Raw genomic sequence first — 17,424 nt, 5'->3', positions numbered from 1 at the left:
CCTGTCGGTCAGGCCAGACGGTACTGGCGCGTTAACAGCGAATGCAGCAGCGGCCCGAGCGTTTCCAGCGACGCCGGCGACAGAATATCCGCATGCTCACAGGCCTGCGGATAGCAGGTCAGCCGCTGCAGATACGGCGCCCAGGTGGCGTTGACGTCCATCACCGCCGGCAGGGTTTTGCTGGCGACAAACAGCGTCGCCGTGCCGTCGAAGCGCGCGCTGCGGGCGGTAGACAGCAGACGTACCGCGTCCTTATAGTTGGCGACAATGTCGTTGAACATCGCCGCCTTCTCCGCGCGCAGCGCCGGATCGCCGTCGTCCTCCGCCATAAACTCCGCCTGCTCCTGCGCCACCTCCTGCTGCGCCTGCTCCTCGCTCGGCCCGCTCCAGTCCTGTCCTTCCGGCGGGTAGGTGTCGAGCATACCGAGGAACGCCACCTCTTCCCCCTGCTGCTGCAGACGCGCCGCCATCGCATGGGCCAGCGTGCCGCCCAGCGAATAGCCCAGCAGGTAGTACGGGCCGTGCGGCTGCAGGTCTCGCAGGTTCGCCAGATGACGATCGACCATCTGATCCAGCGTGTCGCAGCGGGCAATAACGCCGTCCGGCCGCGGCGACTGCAGGCCGACGATCGGGAAGTCGCCCGGCAGATAGCGCATCAGGCCGGCGTACTGCCAGGCGAAGCCGGAAGCCGGATGCAGGCAGAACAGCGCCGGTCCGTCGCCGCCGCGCAGCCGCAGGATTTCGCCGGCGCCACGGCTTTCGGCGTTGCCGCCCGGCTGCGCCTCATCCAGCAGCGCCGCCATATTTTCCACGCTGCGGGCAAACATAATCTGCCCGACCGACAGCGAACGCCCCGACTGCTGACGCAGTTCCGCCGCCAGCCGCATGGCGAGCAGCGAATGCCCGCCAAGCGCGAAGAAATCGTCCCCGGCGCAGATGCCGTCGCGCTGCAGGATCCGGCTGAACAGCCCGGCCACCAGCAGTTCGCTGTCGCTGCGCGGCGCACGCCCCGCCGTCTGCTGATACTGCGGTTTCGGCAGGGCTTTGCGGTCCAGCTTGCCGTTGGCGCTGAGCGGGAAACTGTCGGTCAGCACATAACTGACCGGCAGCATATGCGCCGGCAGACGCTGCGCCAGCGCCTGCGCCAGCACCTCGCTATCCAGCGCCATGCCCGGCTGCGGCACCAGCCAGGCCACCAGCTGACGCATATCGGCTCCGCCGGCGGCAGCGGCCTGCGGCGACAGCACGATGGCATGCGCCGCCTGCGCCACGCCGGGCTGCGCCAGCAGCGCCTGCTCGATTTCCCCCAGTTCGATGCGCTGACCGCGGATCTTCAGCTGATCGTCACTGCGCCCCAGATATTCGACGCTGCCGTCCTCCAGCCAGCGGGCGATATCACCGGTGCGGTACATGCGCTGTCCATCCCCCGCCGGCGACGCCACAAAGCGCTGGGCGGTCAGGTCGGCGCGCCGCAGATAGCCCGCCGCCAGCTGTACGCCGCTGAGGTAAAGATCGCCGGCACAGCCGACCGGCACCGGACGCAGCAGCGCATCCAGAATGTGCAGCTGGGTATTCCACACCGGACGGCCAATCGGCACCCCGGCGCCGCTGACCGCCGCCAGCGCCGCGCCGGAGGCCGGCTGATAGGTGACGTCCACCGCCGCCTCGGTCGGGCCGTACAGGTTATGCAGCGGCGCGCCAACCTGCGTCTGATAGCGGACCGCCAGCTCGCACGACAGCGCCTCGCCGCTGCAGAACACCTGCTTCAGGCTGCGGGCGCGCTGCGGCGACGCCTGCTCCGCCAGCGCCTCCACCCAGATGGCCAGCATCGACGGCACGAAGTGCAGCGTGGTGACGCGGTACTCATCAATCAGCGCCGTCAGCGCCTGCGGGTCGCGGTGCGCCTCCGGCGGCGCCATCACCAGACGCGCCCCCACCATCAGCGGCCAGAAGAATTCCCATACCGAGACGTCGAAACTGCACGGCGTTTTCTGCAGCACCACATCCTGCCCGTCGAGCGGGTAGGCGTGCTGCATCCAGTACAGCCGATTGATAATCGCCCGGTGGCTGACCACCACCCCTTTCGGCCGTCCGGTTGAACCGGAGGTATACAGCACATAGGCCGGGGCATCGGGGTCGATCGCCGGCCACGCTTCCGCCGTTGGCGACGGCTCATGTGACAATGTCACCTCGTCAAACGTCAGCACCGGCGCCAGCGCGGCGAAACGCGCCTGCAGGGCACTGTCGCTGATAATCAGCCGCGGCTGCGCGTCCGCCACCATATAGGCCAGACGTTCGTCCGGGTAGCCGGTATCCAACGGCAGCCAGGCGGCGCCGAGCTGCACCACCGCGCTCAGGGCCAGGCTCAGGCGCACCGAACGCGGCAAGGCGACGGCGACGATATCCCCCGGCCGGATGCCGGCCTGCCGCAGCCGCTGCGCCAACTGCTGCGTCTGCTGTTGCATCTCCCGGTAGCTGAGACAGTGCTGCGCATCCTGCAGCGCGACAGCGTCCGGCGTTCGCGCCGCCTGCTGCGCCACCGCCTGCGGCAGCGTGGTCGCCGTCAGCGGATGCGCGGTCTGGTTCACCGCCGCGATCAGCGCCTGCTCCTGCGGCGTTTGCAGCTGCCACTGCGCCAGCGGCCGATCGGGCTGTTCGATCCACTGCGTCAGCAGCAGTATCAGCCGTTCGGCGAAGCGCTGCGGCTGCGGCACCGACGCGCGGTACTCCATCAGCAGGCGCAGGCGCTCACCCGGCAGCACCAGCAACGTCAGCGGATAGTGGGTATAGCCTTTGTTGGCAATGGCGTCGCAGCGCAGCGGCCGGTCACCGCCCAGCAGCGCGCCGTTGTCTGGGTAGTTTTCCACCACCAGCAGCGTGTCGAACAGCGTGCCGGCCCCCGCCAGACGCTGGATCTCCCCCAGCCCCAGATCGTCATGCTCCAGCAGTGCGATCTGCTGCTGCTGCAGCTCCGCCATCTGTTCACACAGCGAGCGCTGACCGTCCAGCCGCACCCGCACCGGCAAGGTATTGCTGAACAGGCCGACATGTTCTTCCACCCCGTCAACCTGGCCGAAACGGCCGGACACCGGCGAACCGAACACCACGTCCTGCTGACCGCTGTGGCTGGCAAGCTGCAGCGCCCATATGCCCTGCATCACGCTGTTCAGCGTCAGGCCGCGCTCGCGGCACAGGTTCAGCAGCCGCTGTTCCAGCGCCGGCGGCAGCGTCATCTCCCGTTCATAGACCTGTTCATCATGCGAGCGCTCGCCGAACAGCAGCGTCGGCCGCGCGTTCTGCAGCGTCTGCCGCCAGATCTGCCGCGACGCCTCGGCATCGCGCGCCGTCAGCTGCCGCACGATATCGCCGTAGCGTGAGCGCAGCGGCGGCAGCGCCGACGGCCCCTGATACAGCGCGGTCAGCAGATCGCCGAGCACCACCGGCGTCGACCAGCCGTCGACAATCAGGTGGTGAGCGTTCAGGAACAGCGTATAGCGCGCTTCGTCGCCGTGCCTGACCAGCAGCGCATGCAGCATCGCTCCGCCCTGATTGAACAAATCGCGCGCCAGTTCCTCCTGCTCCAGCGTGCGCAGCGCCTGCGCCTCCTGCTGCGCCGACTGCGCCGGCAACGGCTGCACATCCAGCGGCCACGGGCTGTCGCTCTCCGCCAACAGCGGCAGCAGCTGCAGCGGCTCGCCTTCACGGGTAAAGCGCGCCGCCAGCTGCGGATGACGGCGCACCACCGCATCCAGCGCCTGCTGCAGACGCTGCTCATCCAGCTCGCCGCTGAGGCTCAGACGGGTCAGCGAGTTATAACTGCCGCCGACGGCGGCGGTTTGCGCATGGAACAATAGACCGTGCTGCAGCGGCAGCAGCGGCAGCGCATCCGCCAACGGCCCATGGCGCTGTTGCCACTGTTGCAGTTGCTCATCGCGGACCGTCAGCGGCGCCAGTTCGGCAGCCACCAGCGTCGCCGCCGCCTGCGCCGGCTGACGTGCGGCAAACGCCGACAGCTCGGCCAGCGCCTGTTCGATACCGTCGTGCAGCGCCGCAATATCCTGCTCGCTGAAGATCGCCGGCAGCCAGCTCCAGTTCACCGCCAAACGCGGCTGCTCCCCTTCTTCGACAAAAATATTCACTTCCAACGGATGGCTCAGCGTCTGTTGCGCATCCTGCGCCACCGCAAAGACGTCGCGGAAGCGCTGCTGCGTGCGCTGCGGCGTCCACAGCGTCTGTTCCTGACCGAAACGTCCGAGATAGTTGAACAGGATCTCCGGCGCATTGCGCGCCGCCAGGGCGCTCAGCGCATCGCGATGCTGCGGGTGCAGATAGCGCAGCTGGCCGTAGCCGATGCCGCGGTCACGCACCGCGCGCACCACCTGTTTCACCGCGCGTACCGCCTGATGCGCCGGTTCTGCTTCCAGCGCAATCAGCAGCGGATATTCCGCCGTCAGCCAGCCCAGGGTGCGCGCCAGGTCATTGGCGCCAACCTCGGCGCGGCCGTGCGACTCAACGCCGATACGCAGCTGTGAAGCGCCGAAGCGCTGACGGCAGGCCAGCGCCAGCGCGCTGAGGATGATCTCCTCGACGTTGGCGCGGTATCTGTGCGGCAATGCGCCCAGCAGCGCGGCAGTCAGTTCACCGTCCAGCAGAGTGCGTCGCTCACGCAGCGCCGCCGGACGATCCTGCGCCGGATCCAATGCCCGAGCGCCCAGCCGCGGTGCGCCGTCCGCCAGCATCGCCCGCCAGAACGGCAGCTCCGCCGCGCGTGCCGCGCTGTCTTCCCGCAGCCAGCGCGACCATTCATACAGCGAGGTCTCTTCCGCCGGCAGCGCCGGCGTCTCGCCGCGCATCGCCGCTTCCGCCAGTTGACGCAGCTCCTCCAGCAGGATGCGCCAGGAGACGCCGTCGGTCGCCAGGTGGTGGATCACCAGCACCAGTCCCTGCGATTCGCCGCCGCATGGCAATAATACCGCCTGCATCATGACGCCGGCGGCGGGATCGAGCCGGCTCAACGACTGGTCGAACGCCTGTTCGGCGGCCGCTTCCAGCCCGCCCTCCGTCGTCTGCACGCGCAGACAGTCGGCCCCGCCGCTTTCCCCGACCCACAGTTGCCCCTCACGGGTGCGTGCGTCCAATACCGGGTGCGCCGCGCGCAGCTGCGTCAGTACGCTGCGCAGCTGCCCGGCCTCCAGCACCGCCGGCACGCGCAGGAACACCCCGTGGGCGAACAGGCGGTTGATATCGCCCTGTTCGCCGAACGCATGCAGGATCGGCAGGCCGTCGATCGGCCCGTGTTGTACTTCGCGCAGCGGCTGTCGCTGCGCCGTCAGCGGCTGCATCGCCTTCGCCATCCGCGCCGGCGTATGCTGCGCGAAGATATCGCGCGGCCGCAGCAGATAGCCGGCGCGCCGCAGCGCGGTGCCCAGCCCCATCGCCGAGATGCTGTCGCCCCCCAGCGCAAAGAAATCATCGTCGGCGCCGACGCGCTCCATGCCCAGCAGCTGCGCCATCGCCTGACAGATCAGCCGCTCGGCGTCGTTGGCCGCGTCACGGCTGACGTTGCTCACCGCCTGCTGCGGCTGCGGCAGCGCCTGACGATCGATTTTGCCGTTGACGTTCAGCGGCAGCTCGTCCATCACCACCAGCAGCGCCGGCACCATATAGTCCGGCAGACGGCCCGCCAGCGCTGCCAACAGATCGCTTTGCAGCGTCGGCGACGCCCGCAGCGCCGCATCCTGCACCGAACAGTAGCCGATCAGCCGGTGGGTGGCACCGATCGCTTCGGCGATCACCACCGCGCGCCCCACCTGCGGCAGCGCCGCCAGCGCGCTTTCCACCTCGCCCAGCTCCACGCGGAAGCCGCGCACTTTAATCTGGTGATCGGTGCGGCCGATAAATACCAGCTGCCCCTCGCTGCTCCAGCGCATCAGGTCGCCGCTGCGGTACATCACCTCGCCGCGGCTGAACGGGTTGGCGACAAAGCGCGCCGCGCTCAGATCCGGGCGGCGCAGGTAGCCGCGCGCAATGCCTTTGCCGGCGATATACAGCTCGCCGGCGACGCCGATCGGCACCGGCTGCAGCTGTTTATCCAGCAGCCACACTTCGGTGTTGGCCACCGCGCGCCCCACCACCGGCTGTTCGGCGGCGTCAACCGGCGCGCCCAGCGTATCCACGGTGTATTCCGACGGCCCGTAATAGTTGTGGATTTCCACTTCCGGGTGCTGCTGCATCAGGTTCCACAGCGTCGGCGTTGCCGCCTCCCCGCCGATCATCACAAACGACGGCCGCGGGAAGTCGCCCTGCAGCAGCCCGCAGTCCACCATCTGCGAGAAGAAGGACGGCGTGATATCCAGCAGATCCACCGGCGTCTGGCGGGTCTGTTCCAGCAGCGCCCAGGCGTCGCGCCGCAGCTCTTCGTCGAAGATATACAGCTCGCAGCCCATGATCATGCAGAACAGCGGCTCCCAGGAGGAGTCGAACGAGAACGATGCGGTGTGTCCGGCGCGCATGCGCCGCCCGTGGCGAGCCTGATATTTCTCAATCGCCGGGCCGAACAGGTACGCCTGATGGGACAGGAACAGATTCAGCAGGCCGCGATGGGTCGACATCACCCCTTTCGGCCGTCCGGTCGAGCCGGAGGTGTAGATCATATAGGCCAGATGGGCCTCATGCAGCGGCTCGCGCCGTTCAGCATCCTCAATCGGATGCGACGCCGCCGCCGCGCACAGCGCCCGGCAGTGCGCATCATCCAGACACAATACCTGCGGCAGTTCCGGCATCTGCGGCAGCGTACCGCGCTGCGTCAGCAGCAGCGCCGGTTTGGCATCGTCGCACATCAGCGCCAGACGCTCGCGTGGGTAGTCCAGATCGAGCGGCATATAGGCCGCGCCGCTGGCCAGCACCGCAAACAGCGCCACCAGCGTGTCCACCGAGCGCGGAATGCCGATCGCCACCACATCTTCAGCGCCGATGCCGTGATCAATCAGCACCCGCGCCAGCTGCATCACCCGTTCCGACAGCTGGCGGTAGCTGAGGCTCTGCCCGCCGCACGCCACCGCCGTTGCCTCCGGCTGCTGCGCCACCCGCTGCAGCAGCGCGTCGATGATCGAGGTCATGCCGGCAGGCGTCGTCAGTTCACGTCCGCGCCCCCAGGCGGCCAGCCGTTGCCGTTCCGCTTCGCCGATCAGCGGCAGTTCGCCGTTCGGCCGCTGCGGCTGATGCGCCAGCTGCTGCAGCAGATGGCCGATGCGTTCGGCATGCTGCCGCAGCGTGGCGGCGGAATATTTCTGCGGGTTGGCCACCAGCGAGACGTACAGCGCCTCGTTCTGGAAGCCCAGTTCAAACTCCAGATCGTCCACCGGCCCCATCGCCAGCGTATGCGTCACCGCCGGCTGGCCGTCAAAGGATAAGGCGCTGTGATACACCTTCACGTTAATCACCGGGCCGTACAGCTCCTGCTGCTGCCCCACCAGCCCTAAATCACGCCGGATTTGCTCCGCCTCATAACGCTGATGGCGGCGCACCTGTTTGATTTCCGCCACCACCGCCCGGCAGGTTTCCGCCAGCGACATCTGCGGCGTCACCGTCAGCTGCAGCGGCAGCACATTCACCACCGGCCCGATCGCCGCCAGCGCCTGCGATCCCATGCGGCGCATAAACGGAAACCCTACCGACAGACGGCTTTCACCGCTGATGCGCGCCAGATACACCACCAACGCCGCAGTGACGATGTCGGCCGGCTGTGCCTGCTGCAACGCCTCCTCGCCCTGCAGCGCGTCGAACAGCGTCGCCGGCAACACCAGCGACTGTTTGAGCGGCCGCGCCTCCCCGGCAACGACGCAATTTTCATGCGACAGCGACAGCGTCGGCGGCAGGTCGCGCAGCCGCTGCTGCCAGAACATCGCCGCCCGCTCCGCCGCCGGCGAACTCGCCCACTGGCGGTACTCCGCCACCACCTCGCCGAACGGGGTGAACGGCGACGGCGACGGCGTCTCGCCCTGACGCAATGCGCGGTAAATATCGGCGATCCGGCGGGTAACGGCGTCAAAACTGAAGCCGTCCAGCATGATATGGTGGAAGCGCTGGTACCAGAACCAGCGCCCTTCGCCGACCTGCATCACCACCTGACGGTACAGCGGCCGTTCGCCGTCGGCGGGCAGCGGCTGCGCCAGATCGTCTTCCATCAGCACCAGCGCGGCCTGCTCCCCGTCCGGTTGCCGGCTGAAGTCCAGCCACTCGGCGGGCGCGACCTGCGCCGCATCGGCCCGCAGCGGCAGACGCTGCAGCGGTACACCGTCCGCCGACTCATAGAAACGCGCCTGCACGGTGTCGGCCTCCGCCAGCCCCTGGCGAATGGCGCGCTCCAGGCACGGGCGGTCAATCTCGCCGCGCAGTTCGGTATAGTGCGCCACGGCGAAGCTGTTGCGCCGCAGCGCGATTTGATCGGCGATCCAGATGCCCGGTTGCGCCGCAACCAGCGGATATTCCTGGTAGTCGAGCCGGGTTTCAGGCAGTGAAAGGGTTTCTGACATGCTTTCTATCCTTTTCCTTAAACGGAACGTGTCGGAACTTGAGCGCGCGGATTACGGCGCCGGCGTTACGCTGTTTTTCAGCGCCGCGGGGCGCATGTCCTGCCAATGGGCTTCGATAAACGCGATGCACTCGGCGCGCGTCGCCGGCCCCATCACCTCATGCCAGCCTGCCGGCACGGCGGCAAACTGCGGCCACAGCGAATACTGCTGTTGCTGGTTGATCAGCACCAAAAACGGCAGGCTTTCATCATCAAAAGGGTTTTGTTGTTCCTGAGTCATTTCCATCACCTGTTAGTCGAAATGTATGTCGTCCATATCGGAAAGCAGCCAGTGCAGTCCGTCCAGCAGCCCGCCGCGCCAGCACAGCGCGTCATGGCCGCCGGAAAATACCCGGTAGTTGACCCGATGCCCGGCGGCCTTCAGCGCCTGCTGCATCTGTTGATTCACAAATTCGATATCCGCTTCCCGGTCGCCGGCTTCCTGAAATACCGTCAGCGTGCCCGCGGCCACCCGGCCCTGACGCACCTGCTGCGTCAGCCAGCCTTCGTCAAACTCCGCGCGCCGGGCAAAATCGGTGACGTACTGCACCGTCGGCCACCAGAACGAACCGGACTGGCTCAGCACCCGGCCGAAGCGCTGCGGCCAGTGCAGCCCGGCGTACATCGCCGCCAGCCCGCCGTAGCTCTGCCCCGCCACCACGGTGCGCGCGCCGCTGTCGCTGAACGCCATGCGTTGGCGCACCAGCGGCAGCAATTCCGCCTGCAGCGCCAGCCAAAAGTCGGCATTGCAGGGCAGCTCCCGCTCGCGGTGCTGGCCGTCGATCACATCAATCAGCAGATAGCAGGCCGGCGGCAGACGACCGGCAGCCGTTTCGCGCGCCAGCACCGGCAGCAGCGGCTGGCCGTCCACCCAGTTCTGACCGTCCAGCAGGATCACCAGCGGCCGCTCAGCCGCAGAGGCGCCCTCGCCGCTGGCGTACGCCCAGATGCGGCGCTGATTGCCCAGCGTTTCGCTGCGCCACAGGAAGTGGTGTAACCGCGACACATCAAGCGGCGGCGGCGTGGTCAGCCAGGCGCGCTGATCGGCGGCGTCCGGCCCTTGCGCCAGCGACAGCGGCTGGCCGATGCGGGTCGACGCGGCGGGATAGGGATTGAGCGGATCGGCAATTGCCAGCGGGAACAGAGAGATCCACCAGGCGCGCTGCTGCTGGCGGCACTGCGCCCGATCGGCGCTGAAAACGGGGGGAAGCTGCGCATCCTGCACCGGGATCAGGCTGTAACTGCCGCGCCAGTCGCGCGGCAGCAGGGTTGACCAGTGCCAGATATCCGTGCCCGGCAGACGCTGCAGCGTACTTGGATCGGTGCTGTGGTGGTCGGTCACGCCGTTGATATCGACATACACCCGCCGGATCGGCGAACGCGGCTCATCCCCGTGCGGATCGCGCCACAGCCAGGTGAAGCGCGCCTGCTGCCGATCATGCTCTTCGACGATCGGCGTTCCCCGCTGCACAACCTGCTGCCACCACGCCGCCTGCCCGGCCTGTTCAGCCTGCAACCACCGGCTGACCGTCCCTGCCGCTACCGTGCTCTGTGCGCTTACTGCCGCTCCCTGTCGGGCGGCTGGCAAAATATGCATGTAATTCCTTACGGTAAAGTGAGGTACTTTTACGAAGATTTACAATCGTATTGATAATCATTCTTATTTTCAATATCATTTGCGAGCTTTTTTGCTACGGCGCGTTTCGGCAAATCAGCAACGGCCGACAGGTGGGATAAACAAGGCCGTCAGCAGGCCGCGTGAGGAGTAACGCACGCCTTCATACAGCACACGTTTTTATTCAGGGGTTACAATGAGATTGAAAAACAAAGGGATAATTAGAAAACAACCGGCAACGTCGGGGCAGCTGTTCTATTTGTTATTTTCACCTTCCCTCATCCTGTTGCCGGCGCTGCCGGGCTATGCGGCGGACGAAGAGAGCATGATCGTCACGGCGCAAAGCGTGACCGCGCCGCTGAAAGGCCCGGTGGCCAAAGACAGCGCCGCCGGCACCAAAACCGCCACCCCGCTGCGCAAAACGCCGCAGGCGATTTCCGTGATTACCCGCCAGCAGATGGACGACCAGGCCGCCCTCTCCGTGTCTGATGCGCTGAACTACACCAGCGGCCTGCTGACCAACTACCGCGGCGGCTCGAACCGCAACGATGAGGTGATCGCCCGCGGCTTCCGCTATATGCCCAAGTTTCTTGACGGCCTGAGCTACGGCCTGTCCGGCCAGGCCGGCGCGGCGGGCCAGATCGATCCCTGGCTGCTGGAGCGCGTCGAGGTGGTGCACGGCCCGGCTTCCGTGCTGTATGGGCAGGTCAACCCCGGGGGCATTATCAGCATGACCAGCAAGCGCCCCACCGCCGAGAGCATCCACAAAATCCGCCTCAGCAGCGGTAACCGTCACTACGGCGAGGCGGCGTTTGATTTCGGCGGCCGGCTCAACGACGACAACACGCTGTTCTACCGGCTGAACGGCGTCGCCAGCACCCAGCATCAGTCGATGAAAGACAACAAGCAGCAGCGTCTGGCCATCGCCCCGGCGCTCACCTGGCTGCCCAATGCCGACACCAGCTTTACGCTGCTGACCAGCTACCAGAACGAACCGAAAGCCGGTTTCCGCAACTTCCTGCCCGCCAACGGCACGGTGTTCAGCACCAGCGCGGGACGTATTCCCTACGACTTCAACGTCAGCGACCCGAGCTACAACCAGGCAAAGCGCGAGCAAACCTCAGTGGGCTATATTTTCGACCACAGCCTCAACGACGTGCTCACCTTCCAGCAGAACCTGCGCTACACCAATATGGACGAGTCCTACAAATATCTGGTGTACACCTTTGACGCCGACGACCGTAACGATCATTCCATCAACCGCCGGCCGCAGCACGATAAAATCGAGTCGCAGGAGCTTGGCATCGACAACCAGCTGAAGGCCGAATTCGCCACCGCCGACGTCAAGCACACGCTGCTGGGCGGGCTGGATTACAAATGGAGCGACGTGGACAGCAAGCTGTGGCGCGACAGCGGCGATCAATACATTCTCGACTGGGCGCACCCGACCCCGGTGCATATCGATGAAAGCACCTTCAGCCTGGCCACCAGCACCCGTAAAAAGCTGGACCAGCTGGGGATCTACCTGCAGGATCAGCTGGAGTGGAACCGCTGGAACCTGCTGCTGTCCGGCCGTCAGGACTGGTCGGAAGTCCGCACGCAGGACCGCGTGGCGGACAGCGACGTGCAGCAGAACGACAGCAAGTTCAGCGGCCGCGCCGGCCTGCTGTATGCGTTCGATAACGGCCTGTCGCCGTATATCAGCTACAGCACCTCCTTCGAGCCTAACCTGAGCAGCGGTGCGCCGGGCAGCGATCCGTTCAAGCCCACCACCGGCGAGCAGACCGAAATCGGCCTGAAATATCAGCCGCCGGGCAGCAACACGCTGCTGACCCTGTCGGCCTTTGATATCACCCAGAAAAACATCACCGCCTATAACAGCGTAACCGGCTATAACGAGCAGGTCGGCAAGGTGCGTTCCAAAGGGATCGAGGCCGAAGCGCACGTGCAGCTGACGCCGGCGATCAACGTCATGGCCGCCTACAGCTATACCGATGCGGTCACCAAGGAGAGCGCCATCGGCGAGCAGGTCGGCCATACGCCCGCCAGCATTCCGCGCCACGCCGCCTCCGCCTGGGGCAGCTACCGCTTCCGGCACGGCGCGCTGCAGGGGCTGACGCTGGGCAGCGGCGTACGCTATACCGGCACCAGCTGGGGGGATTCCGAAGGCGGGTTTAAAATTCCGCACTACACCTTGTACGACCTGATGGCGAAGTATGAGCTGGGCCAGGCCAGTCCGTCTCTGCGCGGCGCCACGCTGCAGCTGAACGTCAACAACGTGGCGGACAAGCACTATGTCGCCTCCTGCGGCAATACCTCGGCCTGCTTCTACGGCAGCGGCCGCAGCGTTATCGCCTCGGTGGCTTACAGCTGGTAAATATCCCGCCGGCGGCCGTCAGATCGCGGCCGCCGGCTTTTTTCGTCACCGCATCTAGCTTATCCCGACGGCGCCGCCGCCCACCGACAGTCCCAGGCACACTGCCATGGCGGGTCACTAAATTGCAAAGAAAGCGACTATCGAATCCTTAGCCTCAAAAAGCAAGAAAACCTATTTATTTTCAATTGGTTACACACAAATCGCCGTGAGTTTAGGCATGCAACACCTTGCATTCCCTTCCAATAAAATCATGTACTTACCAGTTCTCTCGTTTTAATTCGGGAAAATTTCGGCAGCACAATCACCAAAACAAATATGATGCAGGGAATCATAATTAGACCGAGCTCCATCCCGGCCACCATATCTTTTGAGGTGCTGCCCCTGCCGATGTTCAACCCACACGAACACTACGAGGCCGGCATTGGGGCAGCAGATTTTATATAGGTTCAGAGTTTAAATTTTCAAGGCGTCGCAGTGGGCAGTTGATGGCTGTATTGACGGTTTCTCATGCCCGTCTATACTTTTCAGCAAGGGCAGATATAGCCCGCATATACCTACCTGATATACCCGGCGTCGTGTCCGGGCTTTTTTTTGCCCACAGCGCAGACGTGATCGATCACCAACTCCTCCATATATAGTCCAATCATGTGTGGGTACCGCTCGACTATCCTCGATACACATCACAAATCAGAAACATTATGTTGCAAACAGCAAAATAATAACACACACTAAGTTTAAGTGGACTTTTACGTACCCACTTACTAAATGGATATCCCAAACTTTAATCCCGGCATGCTATCCATCATGCTGGGATTTTTTTGCACCCTGCCGATATTGATTTAAAATTAAAAATCAAAGGCACTTATAGCCTCGACATATGCCTACCTAATAGCCCGGTGCCGTAGCCGGGCTTTTTTTTCGTCAGCATATGAACTGCAGTAACTACAACCCAAGATTTAGCTCGACCCCGTCGGTGATTTCAGCCGATTTTTTACTTTGTCATTTCAAAGTTAAGGAGCAGCAATCGAATGACCATAGATGAGAAAATCGCCAAATCAAAAGTCCTAGCATCTCGAGTCCCACGTGAAATAATTGAGGAAATGGAAACCGTAAAGTTAGAAGGGGAATCGACAACACACTTCATCGTTTCGGCCATGCGTGGTGAAATTATCCGCAGAAAAACAGAGGGTGGGCGCGAAAGCCCCCTCCTATCCTCCTTAGATGCACTAACTCGCGTTGAAACCATCGGAACAAAAGCTGTCTCTGAAATAGAGCAGCTCATTGATATTGCTCGTGAGGAGCTTCAACGCCGGATAAGCGGTAAGGTTGGAAGTGGGATGTAACCCGCCATGAAATAGTATGTCATATCTCTTGAGCCAATCATTTCAATCCGTTATCGTTACCCAGTGAAAGAATTCCTTTCACACTGTCTATTGCTTTAAGCCGTTCATTCCCCCGGTTGTCGTGGCCGGGATTTTTTTTGCCTGCCATGTGCTCGTCTATACAACTTGATCGATTTAACCGATCGATACCAAAAAACCGATCTATACAACCAATTGTTATTTTGCATACAAACCGTGTAATCATTGACCACATACCAACTACAACAGCACCAGGGAATCCCCTCACTGCGCCCATGCCTGCACCGCATGGGCTTTTTATTACGGCAGGAACAGCATGAATACCTTCATTAAAGCATTCGTTCGACTCGGCGCCGCTGTGTCTGCGCTTTCCCTTATCTCTGGGTTCACCCACTGGCCCGAGGCCATGTTCATCTATAACTTCGTGATGTTAGCCATCTGGGTGCATGCAGAGTGGGACTGGCATCGAAAATGACTAATAGCCGGGAGATATCCCCCGGCGCCCATCACTAAACGACCACACCATACGTGTTTTTGAAGTAACGCTGAGAACGGCCGTATTGAACCTTCAGCTCATCCAAAGATAACACCCGGTCATAAATCAACACTTCAGCAACAGCCAGCCCTGTATTGGGACTTGAAGGCGGCACCGGCGGCAAGTTTGGATTGCGCCAGGTGATAATGCGATAGAAGCTTTCCGCATCCTTTTCCGTCACCGAACGTTCGGCCAGATTCGCGCCTTCAGCGAGTGTTGCCGGGATAATGTCAGCGCTGGCAGAAGGTACATATAAGCCGCCCTGGTTACCTGCGCCATCAACAGTGACAGCAGTAAATACAAAGTTGTTACGGCTTGAAGTCGCCTCAGAAGGCCCTGCCGCCGTACCATACAGTTTTTCATTGTAGGCTTGACCGCCAATACTCAATGAACGCCGGCGAAGTGCGTCCACTGATACATCCGTAATGGCAATGCCTTCCCCGTTTGCCGAGGCCGACTGCACAATGTTCCCTACGGGGTAACCGAACGTATTCACATCAGCAGCCTGGCGGTACACCGCAATCATGGTGCGCTGCAGTCCGTCCGGTACATCGGTAATAAAACCGTTATCTTTATCGCCTGTCACAAAGAACGCGTTAAATACTGGCGTACCGACAGCCTTTAACGTGTGTCCGTTCCCAGACAGATCGGAGAAACCATCCCCAAAACGCCATCCAGCCATCAGGCCCGACACCGTGGCAAACGGCTCAAACAGCGGTGGTAATGTTGGGTTCTTAATTTCCATATCCAGATTGCGAATAATCGTTGTCATTTCGTTACCTTACTTAAAAAATTACGCACCAGTTGTGCAGTTTGCGCAAAACACCTGCGCTGTCTGTGTAGTTTTCGCCAGGTAAATCCCCTTCGCTATCGCGCAGGTTGCCGCGCGGCCCCGTCGTTCTGCCGTTCGTCAGCGGATCACCTGCCTTGCCCCATCCGTAAGTGACGATTTCGCTATCGCGCAGTGGCCGCGATGTCGTGATGCGGACACGGTCGGGGCCAGCAATATCGACGGACGTGATAATGTCTATGACGTCGAGCGAAACGCTGTCACGAATGTAGAACCCCATGTTTTCCGCCGGCGCCACCCAGTCTGTATCGAAAACCAGCGGCGGAGCCGGCACGTTGAAATAGAGCATGGTGAAGATGCCCTGCCGGATTTCATCGATCACATCAAGACGATGCATACGCGTCACGCCCTCCAGCATGTCCCGCCGCTTTTTGTAAATCATGCGGCCCGTATACTGAGAGAACATGTAGTACGTTTCAGGCATACCGTGGATGTGGTCTGATGCGTAGTAATCACCGATGTAGCCGGGGTAAGCGATTTCCGTTTTACCCAGCATTGCAGCGTCACGCAGTGCCAGAGCGACAAGCGGGTCACGGCGTCGGTACGCCCGGTGCGTGCTGAGCTGGTAGCTGATAAAAATGGGGTCAAACAGTTGGCCGGTGATCGCTTTTTTGTCTGCCAGCGAATCGGCGATGTACTGCAGGTAAATAGCGAGATAGTCAGCGCGCGACGTCTGATCGCGATAATCTGATTCGCCCTGCATCCACACAACAGCCAGTTCAGCAAACGTTCTTCCTTCGTCAGCGGCCAGGCGTAGACTGTTGGTAACGTGGGCGATCATGCGACTATAGGCTGCAGTGCCTTTAATCAGGTTCTTGATAGGCTGACCGCCAGTGCCGGGCGCAGAACCGATATAGGCGCTGGCCTGATGGTCAAAGGGTAGCCCTGTTTCTGCCTGGATCATTTCCACCAGCTTATGCGTCGCGCCGGTAACAGGGGTTTCCGCTGCCGGCCAGGTTCCCTCTGACGGTTGGTAACGCTTTTCCACCAGTGGCACCAGTGTGTCTGTGTCGGTCATGCCGCTGTTGTTATTGGTGCTGAATCCCTTGTTCCCATAGCGCTGTTCTGTGCTGACAGGCTGTGGGTCATCGTTGGGGTTCGCGGCACCAAGAGACAACGACTGCCCCTCACTGCGCACCCCCATGTAGTCATACGGCCGGAACGGCACCGGTGGAATATCAGGCTTCGGGGGGGTAGAGCCAATCACGGGAATATCCAGATCGGTTTCATACCCTGGATCACAGGCATAAGGGACATAACCTTTATCGACAAACACAACGCCTGGTGGCCCCGGAATTTCAACAATCTCAACCCGGCCAATGATGACACCGCCCATTTTCGAACCGCCGATATACGGCACGTTCTTTTTATCTGTCTGCGCCCAATCATATTCATGATGGTTGCCAAGATTTTTAAACTGTACGCCGGTAATATTGACGTCACCATTTTCTGTATAGTTAATCGGTGACACACCGTTCGCAGCAAAAAAACCGCCCCCGACTAATACACCCTCTGTGTCATAGACCTTTTTTTCAACGCCATACCCCTGCGTGCGCTTATCTACCTCACCACTCTGTGATAATGATTTGCTCGCAAAGTCAATGGCATTCTCAACATCACTGGCACCGGCTGCACTTGCAAACTCCAGTGCGGTGCCATTCAGGTTCATATAATATTTAAACCCTTTCCCTTCCCCCTGGCCGACGCGGAAGCTTTTCCCGAAAGGCGTACCGGCAAGGCCGGCAATCGTTCCATCAGGATCATCAGGGGTGATGTAATACGTGTTGGCGTCAGCAGTATTCTCCGCCCTTCCTGCGGCATCCTCAGCCCTTTCCGTCAATCCGTCCAAAACAGACTTGTCGGCAAAAAGTTTAAAACCGTCTACAAGACTGACGAGATTACCGGAGCGATCAGAAACCAGCGACTTAATAAGTAATGACATTAATATTTTTTTGGTTCGCAACAAACCATCACCGTCGCTTTGAGAAATAACAAGAAGGTCATCAATTAACGAATTCTCAGCCGAAGGAAGTTCCGATATTTTCATTTCCTTATCGACACCGATGGGGTCACTGACCACCTTTTGCTTTAACCTGCTAACCATGCTGCAGACT

Annotated in this window: 8 protein-coding genes; 3 read left to right on the top strand and 5 right to left on the bottom strand. The window is 61.8% G+C overall.

The features are described 5' to 3' along the window. Positions 1-8: 8 nt before the first annotated feature. From CLM71_RS10300 to fes, 3 genes are read right to left on the bottom strand one after another with little or no spacing between them, the layout of a single operon-like run. The gene (locus tag CLM71_RS10300; RefSeq protein ID WP_105230929.1) at positions 9-8,534 is read right to left on the bottom strand and encodes an amino acid adenylation domain-containing protein; all 8,526 of its coding nucleotides are present in this window, start codon (positions 8,532-8,534) and stop codon (positions 9-11) included. 51 nt (positions 8,535-8,585) lie between these two features. Beyond that, the gene (locus tag CLM71_RS10295; RefSeq protein WP_105230928.1) at positions 8,586-8,813 is read right to left on the bottom strand and encodes an MbtH family protein; all 228 of its coding nucleotides are present in this window, start codon (positions 8,811-8,813) and stop codon (positions 8,586-8,588) included. A 12-nt stretch (positions 8,814-8,825) separates the two neighbouring features. After that, positions 8,826-10,169: an enterochelin esterase gene (fes, locus tag CLM71_RS10290; protein ID WP_105230927.1), complete on the bottom strand. Its 1,344-nt coding sequence runs from the start codon at positions 10,167-10,169 to the stop codon at positions 8,826-8,828. Between the two features lie 214 nt (positions 10,170-10,383). Between fes and CLM71_RS10285 the strand changes: the two genes are divergently transcribed. From CLM71_RS10285 to CLM71_RS23925, 3 genes are all read left to right on the top strand, one after another. Beyond that, positions 10,384-12,564, top strand: coding sequence for a TonB-dependent siderophore receptor (locus tag CLM71_RS10285; protein WP_105230926.1), 2,181 nt, complete (start codon positions 10,384-10,386; stop codon positions 12,562-12,564). A gap of 1,028 nt (positions 12,565-13,592) precedes the next feature. After that, entirely contained in the window at positions 13,593-13,907 is a 315-nt protein-coding gene (locus CLM71_RS10280) for a YlcI/YnfO family protein (protein WP_054306619.1), read from the top strand. A 334-nt stretch (positions 13,908-14,241) separates the two neighbouring features. Beyond that, complete coding sequence (locus tag CLM71_RS23925) at positions 14,242-14,400, top strand: hypothetical protein (protein ID WP_156484014.1); 159 nt, start codon at positions 14,242-14,244, stop codon at positions 14,398-14,400. Between the two features lie 34 nt (positions 14,401-14,434). Here CLM71_RS23925 and CLM71_RS10275 read toward each other — a convergent pair whose 3' ends face one another. Next, positions 14,435-15,232, bottom strand: coding sequence for a hypothetical protein (locus tag CLM71_RS10275; RefSeq protein ID WP_105230925.1), 798 nt, complete (start codon positions 15,230-15,232; stop codon positions 14,435-14,437). A 13-nt stretch (positions 15,233-15,245) separates the two neighbouring features. Further along, positions 15,246-17,414 carry a hypothetical protein gene (locus CLM71_RS10270; RefSeq protein ID WP_105230924.1) on the bottom strand — a complete coding sequence of 723 codons (2,169 nt, stop codon included), beginning with the start codon at positions 17,412-17,414 and terminating at the stop codon, positions 15,246-15,248. Positions 17,415-17,424: the final 10 nt, after the last annotated feature.

The organism is Serratia sp. MYb239 (assembly GCF_002966855.1).
GTDB classification, from domain to species: Bacteria; Pseudomonadota; Gammaproteobacteria; order Enterobacterales; family Enterobacteriaceae; genus Serratia_B; species Serratia_B rhizosphaerae.
The sequence above is the reverse complement of the archived record's forward strand: the minus strand, read 5'-3'. Positions and strand labels throughout refer to the sequence as shown.

What these genes read in the sequence shown, in the direction of transcription:
- CLM71_RS10270 (WP_105230924.1), bottom strand. Translation starts at nt 17,414, where the DNA reads ATGGTTAGCAGGTTAAAGCAAAAGGTGGTCAGTGACCCCATCGGTGTC.
- CLM71_RS23925 (WP_156484014.1), top strand. Translation starts at nt 14,242, where the DNA reads ATGAATACCTTCATTAAAGCATTCGTTCGACTCGGCGCCGCTGTGTCT.
- CLM71_RS10300 (WP_105230929.1), bottom strand. Translation starts at nt 8,534, where the DNA reads ATGTCAGAAACCCTTTCACTGCCTGAAACCCGGCTCGACTACCAGGAA.
- CLM71_RS10280 (WP_054306619.1), top strand. Translation starts at nt 13,593, where the DNA reads ATGACCATAGATGAGAAAATCGCCAAATCAAAAGTCCTAGCATCTCGA.
- CLM71_RS10295 (WP_105230928.1), bottom strand. Translation starts at nt 8,813, where the DNA reads ATGACTCAGGAACAACAAAACCCTTTTGATGATGAAAGCCTGCCGTTT.
- CLM71_RS10285 (WP_105230926.1), top strand. Translation starts at nt 10,384, where the DNA reads ATGAGATTGAAAAACAAAGGGATAATTAGAAAACAACCGGCAACGTCG.
- fes (WP_105230927.1), bottom strand. Translation starts at nt 10,169, where the DNA reads ATGCATATTTTGCCAGCCGCCCGACAGGGAGCGGCAGTAAGCGCACAG.
- CLM71_RS10275 (WP_105230925.1), bottom strand. Translation starts at nt 15,232, where the DNA reads ATGACAACGATTATTCGCAATCTGGATATGGAAATTAAGAACCCAACA.